The organism is Escherichia sp. KS167_9B, assembly GCF_030295215.1.
Taxonomy (GTDB): Bacteria; Pseudomonadota; Gammaproteobacteria; order Enterobacterales; family Enterobacteriaceae; genus Escherichia; species Escherichia coli_F.
Map to the genome: position 1 here is coordinate 714461 of NZ_AP025754.1, position 14876 is coordinate 729336.

Sequence of the window (14876 nt, forward strand, 5' to 3'; positions counted from 1 at the left end):
ACACGATGGCTATTCCAAAATTACAGGCTTACGCACTGCCGGAGTCTCACGATATTCCGCACAATAAAGTCAACTGGGCCTTTGAGCCGCAACGTGCCGCGTTGTTAATCCATGATATGCAGGACTATTTTGTTAGCTTCTGGGGCGAGAACTGCCCGATGATGGAGCAGGTGATCGCGAATATTGCGGCACTACGCGACTACTGCAAACAGCACAATATCCCGGTTTATTACACCGCCCAGCCGAAAGAGCAGAGCGATGAAGATCGGGCGCTGTTGAATGATATGTGGGGGCCGGGCCTGACCCGTTCACCGGAACAGCAAAAGGTGGTGGATCGCCTGACGCCAGATGCCGACGACACGGTGTTGGTGAAGTGGCGCTACAGCGCGTTTCATCGTTCTCCGCTGGAACAAATGCTCAAAGAGAGTGGACGTAACCAACTGATTATAACCGGGGTGTACGCCCACATTGGCTGTATGACCACCGCAACCGACGCATTTATGCGCGATATTAAACCGTTTATGGTGGCAGATGCGCTGGCCGATTTCAGCCGTGACGAGCATTTGATGTCGCTGAAATATGTGGCCGGACGTTCTGGCCGGGTGGTGATGACCGAAGAATTGCTGCCAGTACCTATCCCCGCCAGCAAATCGGCGCTGCGTGAGGTGATCTTGCCGTTGCTGGACGAGTCCGATGAGCCGTTCGATGACGACAACCTAATTGATTACGGTCTGGATTCGGTGCGCATGATGGCGCTGGCGGCGCGCTGGCGCAAAGTGCATGGCGATATCGATTTTGTCATGCTGGCGAAAAATCCGACCATCGATGCCTGGTGGAAGCTACTCTCCCGCGAGGTGAAATGATGGATTTCAGCGGCAAAAATGTCTGGGTAACCGGTGCGGGGAAAGGTATTGGCTACGCCACGGCGCTGGCATTTGTTGAGGCCGGAGCGAAAGTTACAGGTTTTGATCAAGCGTTCACTCTGGAGCAATATCCCTTTGCGACCGAAGTAATGGATGTAGCCGACGCTGCGCAGGTGGCGCAAGTGTGTCAGCGACTGTTAGCGCAAACGGAGCGACTGGACGTGCTGGTCAATGCGGCGGGAATTTTGCGCATGGGCGCGACCGATCAGCTCAGTAAAGAGGACTGGCAGCAGACTTTTTCGGTCAACGTCGGTGGCGCATTTAACTTGTTCCAGCAGACCATGAACCAGTTTCGCCGTCAGCGGGGCGGGGCGATTGTTACTGTGGCGTCCGACGCTGCACACACGCCGCGTATTGGTATGAGTGCTTACGGTGCGTCGAAAGCGGCGCTGAAAAGCCTGGCGTTGAGCGTCGGGCTGGAACTGGCGGGTAGCGGTGTGCGCTGTAATGTGGTTTCCCCGGGGTCCACCGACACCGATATGCAACGCACGCTGTGGGTGAGTGATGACGCCGAAGAGCAGCGTATTCGCGGCTTTGGCGAGCAGTTTAAACTCGGCATTCCACTGGGGAAAATCGCCCGTCCACAAGAGATCGCCAACACGATTTTGTTCCTCGCCTCTGACCTCGCAAGCCATATCACCCTACAGGATATTGTGGTAGATGGCGGCTCAACACTGGGGGCATAAGCATGATCTGGAAACGCCATTTAACGCTCGACGAACTGAACGCCACCAGCGATAACACAATGGTGGCGCATCTTGGAATTGTGTATACCCGTCTGGGCGATGATGTGCTGGAAGCCGAAATGCCGGTTGATACCCGTACTCATCAGCCGTTTGGCCTGCTGCATGGCGGCGCGTCGGCGGCGCTGGCGGAAACCCTGGGATCGATGGCCGGATTTATGATGACTCGCGACGGACAGTGCGTGGTGGGCACGGAGCTTAACGCCACACATCATCGCCCAGTGTCTGAGGGAAAGGTACGCGGCGTCTGCCAGCCGCTGCATCTTGGGCGGCAAAATCAGAGCTGGGAAATCGTTGTTTTCGATGAGCAGGGGCGGCGTTGCTGTACTTGTCGGCTGGGTACGGCGGTTTTGGGATGAACCCGACAGAATTAAATGAGATTGCAGGAAAACTCAGTTAACGAAGTGATCAAGTTAACATTGTTAAGTTAAATATTGGTTTCAACTCCGATTTACATAGTTGCCGTGTTGTTAAATTGCACAAAGATGTTATAGAAACAAAATGTAACATCTCTATGGACACGCACACGGATAACAACTATGAACAAATCAGGGAAATACCTCGTCTGGACAGTGCTCTCTGTAATGGGAGCATTTGCTCTGGGATACATTGCTTTAAATCGTGGGGAACAGATCAACGCGCTGTGGATTGTGGTAGCGTCGGTCTGTATCTATCTGATCGCTTACCGTTTTTATGGTCTTTATATTGCCAAAAATGTATTGGCGGTTGACCCGACGCGTATGACGCCAGCGGTGCGCCATAACGACGGGCTGGACTATGTGCCGACGGACAAGAAAGTGCTGTTCGGTCACCATTTTGCGGCCATTGCCGGAGCAGGCCCGTTGGTGGGGCCGGTACTGGCGGCGCAAATGGGCTACCTACCGGGGATGATCTGGCTACTTGCCGGGGTGGTTCTCGCCGGTGCGGTGCAGGATTTTATGGTGCTGTTTGTTTCCACGCGCCGTGACGGTCGCTCGCTGGGCGAGCTGGTTAAAGAAGAGATGGGGCCAACCGCCGGGGTGATTGCGCTGGTGGCCTGCTTTATGATCATGGTCATTATTCTTGCAGTACTGGCGATGATCGTGGTGAAAGCCCTGACTCATAGCCCGTGGGGAACGTATACCGTTGCGTTCACCATTCCGCTGGCGCTGTTCATGGGGATTTACCTGCGCTATCTGCGTCCAGGCCGCATTGGGGAAGTGTCGGTGATTGGCCTGGTATTCCTTATTTTCGCCATTATCTCTGGCGGCTGGGTGGCAGAAAGCCCGACCTGGGCACCGTACTTTGACTTTACCGGCGTGCAGCTGACCTGGATGCTGGTGGGTTACGGTTTTGTGGCGGCGGTTCTGCCGGTGTGGTTGCTGCTGGCTCCGCGTGACTACCTCTCTACCTTCCTGAAAATCGGGACTATCGTCGGTCTGGCGGTAGGCATTTTGATTATGCGTCCGACGCTGACCATGCCTGCGCTGACCAAGTTTGTAGATGGCACTGGCCCGGTATGGACCGGTAATCTGTTCCCGTTCCTGTTTATTACTATCGCCTGTGGCGCGGTGTCTGGCTTCCATGCGCTGATCTCTTCCGGCACCACACCGAAGATGCTGGCGAACGAAGGTCAGGCGTGCTTTATCGGCTACGGCGGGATGTTGATGGAATCCTTCGTGGCGATTATGGCACTGGTTTCTGCCTGTATCATCGATCCGGGCGTGTACTTCGCGATGAACAGCCCGATGGCGGTGCTGGCTCCGGCGGGGACGGCGGATGTAGTGGCATCTGCTGCGCAGGTAGTGAGTAGCTGGGGCTTTAGCATTACGCCAGATACGTTAAATCAGATTGCCAGCGAAGTGGGTGAACAGTCGATCATTTCCCGTGCGGGCGGTGCGCCGACGCTGGCGGTGGGGATGGCCTACATTCTGCACGGTGCGCTGGGCGGCATGATGGATGTGGCGTTCTGGTATCACTTCGCCATTCTGTTTGAAGCACTGTTTATTCTGACGGCGGTGGATGCAGGTACGCGTGCTGCGCGCTTTATGTTGCAGGATCTGCTGGGCGTGGTTTCTCCGGGTCTGAAACGGACCGATTCACTGCCTGCTAACCTGCTGGCAACGGCGCTGTGCGTGCTGGCGTGGGGCTACTTCCTGCATCAGGGCGTGGTCGATCCGCTGGGCGGTATTAACACTCTGTGGCCGCTGTTTGGTATTGCCAACCAGATGCTGGCAGGGATGGCGCTGATGCTCTGTGCCGTGGTGTTGTTCAAAATGAAACGTCAACGTTACGCCTGGGTGGCGCTGGTACCAACGGCCTGGCTGCTGATTTGTACCCTGACCGCAGGCTGGCAGAAAGCGTTTAGCCCGGATGCGAAAGTCGGTTTCCTGGCGATTGCTAACAAGTTCCAGGCAATGATCGACAGCGGCAATATTCCGTCGCAGTATACTGAGTCACAACTGGCGCAACTGGTGTTCAACAACCGTCTGGATGCCGGGTTAACCATCTTCTTTATGGTGGTCGTGGTGGTTCTGGCGCTGTTCTCGATTAAGACGGCACTGGCGGCATTGAAAGAGCCGAAGCCAACGGCGAAAGAAACGCCGTATGAGCCAATGCCGGAAAATGTCGAGGAGATCGTGGCGCAGGCGAAAGGCGCGCACTAAAGTCAGAGTGAGGGGGATGTTGGCGTAGTGCCTAGGGTTCCCCCTCACCCTAACCCTCTCCCCGGTGGGGCGAGGGGACTGACCGAGCGCGTTGATAGCTATTAATGCACTCTCTCAGCAATCTGATTACCGGAGGTATTGATGTTTGATTCACTGGCAAAAGCCGGAAAATATTTAGGTCAGGCAGCGAAGCTGATGATTGGTATGCCCGATTACGACAACTATGTCGAACATATGCGGGTTAACCATCCCGATCAAACGCCGATGACCTACGAGGAGTTTTTCCGTGAGCGGCAGGACGCGCGCTACGGTGGAAAAGGTGGCGCGCGCTGCTGCTAAATCTGTACGTCAGACTTTAAACGATTCCACTTTTTCGAACGCTGCACGCAACGTATCTGGTGTCAGCGTGACCGGCAGGTAATGAATGGATTCCGCCGGACGCAAGGTGTGCGCAATCACTTTGTCGATCTCTGCCTGATTATTGATATCCACTTCCAGCTCCGCCAGCGTGGTCGGCAGATGAAAACGCTGATGCGCCCCGGTTAATTGCGCCAGCACATCATCCTGACCCAGCAAGGCGCTTTGCACCAGAATTCCGTAGGCGACTTTGGTGCCGTGGAGAAACTTCTCGGTTTGCGGCAAAACGGTCAGACCGTTATGCACGGCATGGGCCGCCGCCACACGCGTAAAACGATCGCCCAGACCACCGACCATTCCGCCTCCGGCGATAATCGCATCGACCACATCGCAAAATGATTGCGTTAACTGCTGATTTTGCTGATCGGCAAGCGCCTGTTCGCTACTGTTTAACAAGGCGTCGCGAATGACCTGCGCATTATTGATTCCCAGCCGCACGGTTAGCGGCAGCGTTTCTGGCTGAGGAGCCAGCACCACCGCTTCATACCATTTCGCCAGCGTGTCACCGATTCCTGCCAGCAGATATTCTTGCGGCGCATTGAGGATTATCTCCGGTTCCACCAGCACCATAAAATTGGCGTCGTCAAAAATCTCATAATGTAGCGCCTGTCCGGCATCGTTGTACCAGACAGAGAGTGGTGTCCAGGCAGCGCAGGTAGCGGCAATCGTTGGAACGGCAACAAACGGCAGACCGAGACGGCGGGCGAGGGCTTTCGCGGTGTCGAGCAGTGCGCCGCCGCCGACGCCAATCACCACGCTGCGATCGTCACCGGACTCAGCCGCCAGTTGTTGCACATTGCTTTCACTGCAATGACCGCGAAACAAAATATGCTTTGCTCCTGGCAGTTCAAACGCCGATGGAAGTTTGGTTTGCGCCGCGGCAAGTGCACGTTCACCGTAGATCCACACTGCGCGAGAAAGTTGTTCATCAGTGAAAAAATCATGCAGGTGATTGAGACTGCCGGGATGAGAAAAGTAGTTAGCAGGGCCAACGACGACGCGGATAGGATTGTGAGGCATGTTGTGTTGTCCTTATTGTTTTATTTAGACATCTAAACGTCTTGATTGCCAAATACTAGCATCGTGTTATAGTGGCTTCAACACGCAACTTTGTCAGGCACAATAAAAATGACAAATAACCCTCTGATTCCACAAAGCAAACTTCCACAACTTGGCACCACTATTTTCACCCAGATGAGCGCACTGGCGCAGCAACACCAGGCGATTAACCTGTCGCAAGGCTTTCCTGATTTTGATGGTCCGCGCTATTTGCAGGAACGGCTGGCGTACCACGTTGCCCACGGAGCAAACCAATACGCACCCATGACCGGCGTGCAGGCCTTGCGCGAGGCGATTGTTCAGAAAACGGAACGGCTGTATGGCTATCAACCAGATGCCGACAGCGATATCACCGTAACAGCAGGGGCGACGGAAGCGCTGTACGCAGCGATTACTGCATTGGTGCGCAATGGCGATGAAGTGATTTGCTTTGATCCCAGCTATGACAGTTACGCCCCCGCCATCACGCTTGCGGGTGGAATAGTGAAACGTATTGCACTGCAACCACCGCATTTTCGCGTGGACTGGCAGGAATTTGCCGCATTGTTAAGCGAGCGCACCCGACTGGTGATCCTTAACACCCCGCATAACCCCAGTGCTACTGTCTGGCAGCAGACTGATTTTTCCGCTTTGTGGCAGGCAATTGCCGGGCACGAGATTTTTGTCATTAGCGATGAAGTTTACGAGCATATCAACTTTTCACAGCAGGGCCATGCCAGTGTGCTGGCGCATCCGCAACTGCGTGAGCGGGCGGTGGCGGTGTCATCGTTTGGCAAGACCTATCATATGACCGGCTGGAAAGTGGGCTATTGCGTTGCGCCTGCGCCCATCAGCGCCGAGATCCGCAAAGTGCATCAGTATCTGACTTTTTCGGTGAATACCCCGGCGCAGCTGGCCCTTGCCGATATGCTGCGAGCAGAACCTGAACACTACCTTGCGTTACCGGACTTTTATCGCCAGAAGCGCGATATTCTGGTGAACGCCTTAAGTGAGAGTCGGCTGGAGATTTTACCGTGCGAAGGCACTTACTTTTTGCTGGTGGATTACAGCGCGGTTTCTTCGCTGGATGACGTTGAGTTTTGCCAGTGGCTGACGCGGGAGCATGGCGTGGCGGCGATCCCGCTGTCGGTATTTTGCGCCGATCCCTTCCCCCATAAGCTCATTCGTCTCTGTTTTGCCAAGAAGGAATCGACGTTGCTGGCGGCAGCTGAACGCCTGCGCCAGCTGTAATTATTTTACTGTCCAGGCGCGGGAATATTGACGGTCAGCAAATAACTCTTGCAGGCCGTTAATTTGTTTCAGGCGCAACACTTCGTCGCTGTCCATACCCAGCTCTTTGCCGATTTTATTGTCGTCCCATCCTAACTGGCTGAGTTCACGAACGATTTCTGACATGGCTGTAATTTGGTGGCGTCCACGAGCGCGGTTATGACGAATAGTCGCGGCGATGCGTTCGTTACGTGTTCCTTCCAGACAGGTGACCGGTAAATATCCTTTTAATCGCATTTTTAACGTGTTAGAGCCTTTACCAATTTCATGACGGTGAAAGCCATCCACGATTTCCAGAGCATTTTTATCTGTGTGCGTGACCACAATAGGTTGGGTAAAACCATCTATCTCAATGGATTTTTGTAACAGTTTTTTCTCGGGCGGTGCCACATTGTTTGGGTTGTAATCATTTGGCATAAGTTGGCTGTTTTTAACCCACAGAACACAATCTACTGGCTCTTCACGAAAGGGGCTAACCTGATGGATCGCCAGGCGGATTTCGTTAATCGCTTTGATGCGATCGTCTTCCGGCAAGCTGGCGAGAAATTGGGTTAAATCCTGCGTTAATTGTTGTTGCATAGTATTCCCCACTCCTGACGTTTTACTTTTATCCGTTCGTTATAACGCTGATAATTCTTCGCTTTGGTTGGGCTAAATGATAATGCCCGACACCAGTAATCGTTATTCAGTAACACCTTGCAAATTCGCCGCCAGGAGGGGATATCTTTCGCGCCAATGTCCCCGTGCTGGGTCTGTGGCACCTCGACACCTTTTTTCTGATACCAATGCAAGTAAATGGCAATTTTGTTGCGGTAATGCTCAGCCGTTTTCTCCGGCATGCTATCAAGCAGCAATAATGCATACTCTTGCCAGTCTAAATGCTCTGGTTTGAGGATTTTCCGATGACCATAAAAATGATTGTCATGTCCGGCGTAAATGCCGCCACTTTTTACCCCGCTAACTCGTGCGCACATAGCAGCCCAGCGATCCGGTTCGATAACGTGATAGAGCCATAATCCTTGCCGTTGCTCCGGGCCAAAAGGTTCGCAAATTCGCATATGACGCAGGGGAACGCCTGCCTGATACATGATATTATACAATGGGTTACATAGGGATTTATGATTAGCATACCAGGTCCAGATATCAGCTACTTTCCAGTCGTAGATGGGGTAAATGTACCAGCTGTGACCGCCTGGTGCGGCTGTGGTCCAGGGCTTATCATCGGCAAAACGTTGTTTACTTAAACTGGCGATGGCGACAAAACGGTTGTAGGACTCATCCGCACGGATGCCGATCATCATCGCCGCCGGACGTTTTTGTGAAAACCATTCGGCAAACTCACGTACAAATTGTTCGAAGGTCATGCCTGGCTGGTAAAAGGAGAAAAAGTCAGGATCGGTTATCGCTTCTTGCGGGGGCTGACGCACCCATTCGACATCAGATTCCCAGCACTGCCATTCTGGTTGGTATTGTGAAAGGGAATTTTGCGTCTTGAGTGGGAGTGCTACCCAGTAAAACTCTTCAATAACGTCGGTATACAACTCGCGTAACGACTGTACATAGTCGATGGTACAAGAGAACTGTGCTTCCCAGTCGATAAACAAAACGCAGATTTTTTTTCCCAATTTTCTGGCAAGTTCGGCGGTAAGATGCAGCATTAATCCGGAATCTTTACCCCCCGAAAAAGAAACGCAAACACGGGGCAATGTGTTAAGTGTCCAGGTAATACGTTCCTGTGCAGCTTCTAAAATATTCAGCGGAAGAGGGATTTTATAAACAGACATCTGAAAACGCTCTCTGAACGTTACTGGGTGACTTGTGAGATGAATCCGCTAATTATAGGGTAAACGAAGCAAGATAGAGCACATTATTTTATATTCACACAATGAATCAATTGATGCGTAATATAACATTTATCCGTGGTAATAAATCAGAAGCTATCATTTAAACGATCTATGAATCGTGAGAAGACAAGGTTGTTCAACGAAGCCTTGTTATAGGAAATATAAAGTTTAACCGTAGGAAGTGGTCGTTCCAGTTTTATCTCTTGTAACTTCAAAAAATCACGATGTAAATCGTACAGTTCGGTGGGCACAATGCCCAATAAGTCAGTAACAGAAATACTATTAATTATCGTCAACAAAGAAGAACTGCGAAATGAAACTTTACGGTTCATAAAACGTTCATCTATGTCCATTTGAATTTCGTCAATCCCTGCTGATTTAGATATCAACAAGGTGAATTCTTCGGCGATAATTTGTTCATAGTTACTGGTATCGGTAATACGAGGATGTTTGTTGCTACATATAAGAGAATTGCGAATAGTATGTACCGGCATGCAGATGACAGAGCGGCTAATTACTGGTTGCAGTGTAATTGCCAGGTCAGCTTTGCGTTGAACTAACAATTCTTCAGCGTTTTCAGCTGAAAGCAGTATGTCATGGCATTCTATATCGATTGAAGTATCTTGTCTTAGACAGCGGATTAGCATGTTGTTATTACTACAAGAAATAAGCTGAGGACCGTAGATAATAAAATTTTTCTTCAGCTCAGACTTATTAACGATATTGATCGTTTGTTCAAGGCCTCGGAGATTTTTCTCAAGATGGTGATGCAGATTTAACCCTGTTGTAGTCGGCGCGATACCTTTCCCTGAGCGGATGAATAACGGGTCATTAAATTGCGCGCGTAAACGTTGTAACGACTGACTAACGGCAGATGGCGTTATATATAATGATTCTGCTGCTTTGCTAATGCTGAGGTGTTGATAAATGCACTCAAATATGACCAGTAAATTGAGGTCGAATTTTTTTAAATCATAAAGATTAGCCATAACATACTCCGTTATATTATCTTTTCCATAAATCATTCTTGTAATCAATGATTCTACTGTTTTATTTATATTTGTTATGTTTTATTACTTAACTCTGGATTAAGTTTTTCTAAAGTAACACAGTTGTCAGGAGGGGAAGAAGCAATTCATGCGTTTTTAGAATGGTTGAAAAGCAAGAATGTATTTCAACCACCCATGAATTACCTTCTATTTATTTCTCATGATGATATTAAGCGTTTTCTGATCGGGCAACCCCACGGCCTGTTGCAGCGTATTTTCCTTACTCATGTAATAGATAGCCGGTGTGACATTTGCCCCCAGATCGTCCATGAGTTTCTCGTTGTCGCTTAACACTTTCATTTGCTCTGCACTTACGTTTGTAGGCACATTTAGCTTAAGTTTGCCGCCAGAGGCTTCATATTCTTGCCAGGTTTTTGCGGGATCTTTAGAGGCCAGAATTGCCGCGGCTGTCGCCGGACTTTCTGGTTTGATAACCCCAACCAACAATGTTCTCAACTGTACTTTGCCAGAATCAACCCACGGGCGCGCCTGCTGCCAGAACTGTTTACAATATGGGCAGAACGGATCGGCGAAAACGTAGACTATGACTGGCGCGTCTTTTTTACCGTCGAGGAGCCAGTGCGATTGTTCCATCCGTTGCCACATTTCGCGTCCGGCTGGCGCATAAATTTCTTTTTCGATAAGCATGTTACTCAGGTTTTCACCTTTCTCGTTGTACATGTAACCAGAGATAGCGTGCTTACCATCTGGAGTCAGGTAGATGGTGACGCCCATATCCTGATACTTGCCGAGATAACCTTTCATTCCGCCGGGGGCATCGAACGTTTTGATGATCTTAATGCCCTGTTTTTCAATCGCTTTTACCGGAGCAGGAAGTTCCTCTGCAAAGGCGATTGTAGGAAGCAGAGCCAGTAAAAGTATCTTTTTTAACATTAATTTGTCCTTTTCAGTCAGTGCAAAAATGGAGTAAAAGGCATAACCTATCACTGTCATAGGTAAGAGCTTAGATCAGGTGATTGCCCTTTGTTTATGAGGGTGTTGTAATCCATGTCGTTGTTGCATTTGTAAGGGCAACACCACAGCCTGCAGGCAGGCGCTGAAGATACCAAAGGGTAGTTCAGATTACACGGTCACCTGGAAAGAGGGCCCATTTTACTTTTTATCGCCACTGGCGGTGCAAAGTTCACAAAGTTGTCTTACGACGGTTGTAAGGTAAAACTTATCGATTTGATAATGGAAACGCATTAGCCGAATCGGCAAAAATTGGTTACCTTACATCTCATCGAAAACACGGAGGAAGTATAGATGTCCTTGATTAACACCAAAATTAAACCTTTTAAAAACCAGGCATTCAAAAACGGCGAATTCATCGAAATCACCGAAAAAGATACCGAAGGCCGCTGGAGCGTCTTCTTCTTCTACCCGGCTGACTTTACTTTCGTATGCCCGACCGAACTGGGTGACGTTGCTGACCACTACGAAGAACTGCAGAAACTGGGCGTAGATGTATACGCAGTATCTACCGATACTCACTTCACCCACAAAGCATGGCACAGCAGCTCTGAAACTATCGCTAAAATCAAATATGCGATGATCGGCGACCCGACTGGCGCCCTGACCCGTAACTTCGACAACATGCGTGAAGATGAAGGTCTGGCTGACCGTGCGACCTTCGTCGTTGACCCGCAGGGTATCATCCAGGCAATCGAAGTTACCGCTGAAGGCATTGGCCGTGACGCGTCTGACCTGCTGCGTAAAATCAAAGCAGCACAGTACGTAGCTTCTCACCCAGGTGAAGTTTGCCCGGCTAAATGGAAAGAAGGTGAAGCAACTCTGGCTCCGTCTCTGGACCTGGTTGGTAAAATCTAAATTTCCTTCGTCTTTCGCGCTACCAACTCCGGCGCGAAATACTTCGGAAATTCACCTAATTCTTCGGGTGCTGCGGCACCCGATTTTCTTCCCCGCACCATGATGCAAGCTGCATCCAGGTAGCCGCAGAGGCCGCTTGCATGATGATGTTTAAAGCCCAGGAGATAAACATGCTCGACACAAATATGAAAACTCAACTCAAGGCTTACCTTGAGAAATTGACCAAGCCTGTTGAGTTAATTGCCACGCTGGATGACAGCGCTAAATCGGCAGAAATCAAGGAACTGTTGGCTGAAATCGCAGAACTGTCAGACAAAGTCACCTTTAAAGAAGATAACAGCTTGCCGGTGCGTAAGCCGTCTTTCCTGATCACTAACCCAGGTTCCAACCAGGGGCCACGTTTTGCAGGTTCCCCGCTGGGCCACGAGTTCACCTCGCTGGTACTGGCGTTGTTGTGGACCGGTGGTCATCCGTCGAAAGAAGCGCAGTCTCTGCTGGAGCAGATTCGCCATATTGACGGTGATTTTGAATTCGAAACCTATTACTCGCTCTCTTGCCACAACTGCCCGGACGTGGTGCAGGCGCTGAACCTGATGAGCGTACTGAACCCGCGCATCAAGCATACGGCAATTGACGGCGGCACCTTCCAGAACGAAATCACCGATCGCAACGTGATGGGCGTTCCGGCAGTGTTCGTAAACGGGAAAGAGTTTGGTCAGGGCCGCATGACTATTTCCGAAATCGTCGCCAAAATCGATACTGGCGCGGAAAAACGTGCGGCAGAAGAGCTGAACAAGCGTGATGCTTATGACGTATTAATCGTTGGTTCCGGCCCTGCGGGTGCAGCGGCAGCAATTTACTCCGCACGTAAAGGTATTCGTACTGGTCTGATGGGCGAACGTTTTGGTGGTCAGATCCTCGATACCGTTGATATCGAAAACTACATTTCTGTACCGAAGACCGAAGGGCAGAAGCTGGCAGGTGCGCTGAAAGTTCACGTTGATGAATACGACGTTGATGTGATCGACAGCCAGAGCGCCAGCAAACTGATCCCGGCAGCGGTTGAAGGCGGCCTGCATCAGATTGAAACAGCTTCTGGCGCGGTACTGAAAGCACGCAGTATTATCGTGGCGACCGGTGCAAAATGGCGTAACATGAACGTTCCGGGCGAAGATCAATATCGCACCAAAGGCGTGACCTACTGCCCGCACTGCGACGGCCCGCTGTTTAAAGGCAAACGCGTAGCGGTCATCGGCGGCGGTAACTCCGGCGTGGAAGCGGCAATCGACCTGGCGGGTATCGTTGAGCACGTAACTCTGCTGGAATTTGCGCCAGAAATGAAAGCCGACCAGGTTCTGCAGGACAAACTGCGCAGCCTGAAAAACGTCGACATTATTCTGAATGCGCAAACCACGGAAGTGAAAGGCGACGGCAGCAAAGTTGTTGGTCTGGAATATCGCGATCGTGTCAGCGGCGATATTCACAACATCGAACTGGCCGGTATTTTCGTCCAGATTGGTCTGCTGCCGAACACCAACTGGCTCGAAGGCGCAGTCGAACGTAACCGCATGGGCGAGATTATCATTGATGCGAAATGCGAAACCAACGTCAAAGGCGTGTTCGCTGCGGGTGACTGTACAACGGTTCCGTACAAGCAGATCATCATCGCCACTGGCGAAGGTGCCAAAGCCTCTCTGAGTGCTTTTGACTACCTGATTCGCACCAAAACAGCATAAGAAGAAGTAAGATTCACCTGCAATTGCTTAGCCGCCGGGGTCAAACCTGGCGGCTTTTTTATTGCAATAAAAAGCCCCGCCGGGATGGCTCCGGGCAGGGCGACATAAATACTTTTATCTATTAGCGAACGACCAGCACCGGCAGATTGGCGTGGCGGATAACGCTTGAGGCGTTAGAACCTAACAGATGGGTCGAAATCGATGGGTTGCGCGAACCGATAACGACAACATCAGCCCCCAGTTCTTCTGCCAACTCATTGACTTCATCCCGCACGCTACCAAAACGGACATGTTGTTTAATGCGGGAAGGATCGATGGTGAAGTGGCTGACCATCGTTTGCAGACGTTCTTCTGCTTCATGTTGCAGATGCTCTTCAAAACGACGTACATCAGCGGCAAAACGGTGCAGGCTCAGGCTGGCTGACCCCGGTAGTACGTGAAGTAGATGAATAACTCCGTCATCCTGGGCGAGGAATTCAGCGTGGCGAACAGCTTTGTCGCTCAATTCCATTTCGAAAACATCCACTGGCATGATGATTGTTTTGTACATAAGCATTCTCTCCTTGTTTTTGCATGTATACATAACAGCACATTATTGATTATGAATCTATGATTTGCGAGGCTGATTCGATCTGAATTTGCGATTGATCTGGAAAATAAATAAAACCAGGTACTACCAGCGTTGTTCAAGGTATAGCACTGCAGCAACAATAATAGCTGCTATGAATATATAAAACGCAGTGATACTGAGAGCTTCGCTCATATGGGGTTCCGCAGATGAATAACCAGTTCAGATTAGAATGCTGTGCTTAAGAGCAAAATGATAAATCTGGTTGATATTTGAGCGGAAAGAGGATGCGAGTGCATCCTCTGGGCAAAGCGAGTTGTCGCTTGTGCAGATGGGATTAAAGCAGGTAGTCGCCAGCAGCTTCTGGCTGGTATTCGAGTTCCAGCACTTCAAGGTGGGTTGCAACGCCGCCCGGAAGTTCCCAGTGAATGGAATCGCCAACGCGCAGCCCCAGCAGTGCGGCACCTACCGGAGCCATAACGGAAAGCTGAGTATTGCTATCGGTCATTTTTGCCGGATACACCAGCGTGCGCACACGCACTTCGCCATCGCTAAGATTGCGGAATTTAACCCGGCTGTTCATTGTCACCACGTCGTGTGGCATCTCTTCTGGCGAACACATTTGGGCGCGATCCAACTCTGCGTTTAACGCGTCGGCGATTGGCAAACCAGCATAGGCGGGTTGCTCCAGCAGAATATCGATGCGTTCGGCATCCAGGTCGTTAATGATGATAGTTGGTCTGGACATTTTTACTCCATGTCGTCGGTACTGCGAGTGTCGCAGATAAACATA

General features: G+C 50.7%; 16 protein-coding genes. 8 read left to right on the plus strand and 8 right to left on the minus strand.

Annotated features, from left to right (window positions below; translation table 11 throughout):
- Nucleotides 1-5: 5 nt before the first annotated feature.
- The 5 genes from entB (at nucleotide 6) to QUE34_RS03340 (ending at nucleotide 4650) form a co-directional block, all read left to right on the plus strand.
- On the plus strand, nucleotides 6-863 hold the full coding sequence (gene entB, locus QUE34_RS03320) for an enterobactin biosynthesis bifunctional isochorismatase/aryl carrier protein EntB (RefSeq protein WP_032302658.1): 858 nt from the start codon (nucleotides 6-8) through the stop codon (nucleotides 861-863).
- Nucleotides 863-1609 (plus strand): 2,3-dihydro-2,3-dihydroxybenzoate dehydrogenase EntA, encoded by a 747-nt coding sequence (entA, locus tag QUE34_RS03325; protein ID WP_000347647.1) that lies wholly within the window; start codon nucleotides 863-865, stop codon nucleotides 1607-1609. The genes entB and entA overlap by 1 nt, the downstream gene beginning before the upstream one ends.
- A 2-nt stretch (nucleotides 1610-1611) precedes the next feature.
- The gene (gene entH / locus QUE34_RS03330) at nucleotides 1612-2025 is read left to right on the plus strand and encodes a proofreading thioesterase EntH (protein WP_000637953.1); all 414 of its coding nucleotides are present in this window, start codon (nucleotides 1612-1614) and stop codon (nucleotides 2023-2025) included.
- Nucleotides 2026-2205: 180 nt separating this feature from the next.
- On the plus strand, nucleotides 2206-4311 hold the full coding sequence (cstA, locus tag QUE34_RS03335; RefSeq protein ID WP_001043157.1) for a pyruvate/proton symporter CstA: 2106 nt from the start codon (nucleotides 2206-2208) through the stop codon (nucleotides 4309-4311).
- Between the two features lie 141 nt (nucleotides 4312-4452).
- Nucleotides 4453-4650 (plus strand): YbdD/YjiX family protein, encoded by a 198-nt coding sequence (locus QUE34_RS03340; protein ID WP_000460431.1) that lies wholly within the window; start codon nucleotides 4453-4455, stop codon nucleotides 4648-4650.
- A gap of 9 nt (nucleotides 4651-4659) precedes the next feature.
- On the opposite strand, the gene hcxA is transcribed toward QUE34_RS03340, so the two are convergent.
- Nucleotides 4660-5748: a hydroxycarboxylate dehydrogenase HcxA gene (hcxA, locus tag QUE34_RS03345; RefSeq protein WP_032302659.1), complete on the minus strand. Its 1089-nt coding sequence runs from the start codon at nucleotides 5746-5748 to the stop codon at nucleotides 4660-4662.
- Between the two features lie 108 nt (nucleotides 5749-5856).
- On the opposite strand from hcxA, the gene ybdL reads away from it, so the two are divergent.
- Nucleotides 5857-7017, plus strand: coding sequence for a methionine-oxo-acid transaminase (ybdL, locus tag QUE34_RS03350; protein WP_088542211.1), 1161 nt, complete (start codon nucleotides 5857-5859; stop codon nucleotides 7015-7017).
- Here the strand turns inward: ybdL and QUE34_RS03355 are convergent, their stop codons facing one another.
- From QUE34_RS03355 to dsbG, 4 genes are all read right to left on the minus strand, one after another.
- Nucleotides 7018-7647, minus strand: coding sequence for an IbrB-like domain-containing protein (locus tag QUE34_RS03355; RefSeq protein WP_000528558.1), 630 nt, complete (start codon nucleotides 7645-7647; stop codon nucleotides 7018-7020).
- Entirely contained in the window at nucleotides 7620-8840 is a 1221-nt protein-coding gene (locus QUE34_RS03360; protein WP_286338924.1) for a phosphoadenosine phosphosulfate reductase, read from the minus strand. The genes QUE34_RS03355 and QUE34_RS03360 overlap by 28 nt, the downstream gene beginning before the upstream one ends.
- Before the next feature lie 146 nt (nucleotides 8841-8986).
- On the minus strand, nucleotides 8987-9889 hold the full coding sequence (gene citR / locus QUE34_RS03365; RefSeq protein WP_024212087.1) for a DNA-binding transcriptional repressor CitR: 903 nt from the start codon (nucleotides 9887-9889) through the stop codon (nucleotides 8987-8989).
- Nucleotides 9890-10096: 207 nt separating this feature from the next.
- Complete coding sequence (gene dsbG, locus QUE34_RS03370) at nucleotides 10097-10843, minus strand: thiol:disulfide interchange protein DsbG (protein ID WP_001360488.1); 747 nt, start codon at nucleotides 10841-10843, stop codon at nucleotides 10097-10099.
- A gap of 372 nt (nucleotides 10844-11215) precedes the next feature.
- Here dsbG and ahpC point away from each other — a divergent pair, with 372 nt between their 5' ends.
- Complete coding sequence (gene ahpC / locus QUE34_RS03375) at nucleotides 11216-11779, plus strand: alkyl hydroperoxide reductase subunit C (RefSeq protein ID WP_000052796.1); 564 nt, start codon at nucleotides 11216-11218, stop codon at nucleotides 11777-11779.
- Nucleotides 11780-11949: 170 nt separating this feature from the next.
- On the plus strand, nucleotides 11950-13515 hold the full coding sequence (gene ahpF, locus QUE34_RS03380; protein WP_032183601.1) for an alkyl hydroperoxide reductase subunit F: 1566 nt from the start codon (nucleotides 11950-11952) through the stop codon (nucleotides 13513-13515).
- A 121-nt stretch (nucleotides 13516-13636) separates the two neighbouring features.
- Here ahpF and uspG read toward each other — a convergent pair whose 3' ends face one another.
- From uspG to rnk, 3 genes are all read right to left on the minus strand, one after another.
- The gene (uspG, locus tag QUE34_RS03385; RefSeq protein ID WP_000278505.1) at nucleotides 13637-14065 is read right to left on the minus strand and encodes a universal stress protein UspG; all 429 of its coding nucleotides are present in this window, start codon (nucleotides 14063-14065) and stop codon (nucleotides 13637-13639) included.
- 123 nt (nucleotides 14066-14188) lie between these two features.
- Nucleotides 14189-14278, minus strand: a complete 90-nt coding sequence (yldA, locus tag QUE34_RS28405; RefSeq protein ID WP_349813939.1) for a small membrane protein YldA — start codon at nucleotides 14276-14278, stop codon at nucleotides 14189-14191.
- Nucleotides 14279-14420: 142 nt separating this feature from the next.
- Nucleotides 14421-14831: a nucleoside diphosphate kinase regulator gene (rnk, locus tag QUE34_RS03390; RefSeq protein ID WP_000089731.1), complete on the minus strand. Its 411-nt coding sequence runs from the start codon at nucleotides 14829-14831 to the stop codon at nucleotides 14421-14423.
- Between the last annotated feature and the right edge of the window lie 45 nt (nucleotides 14832-14876).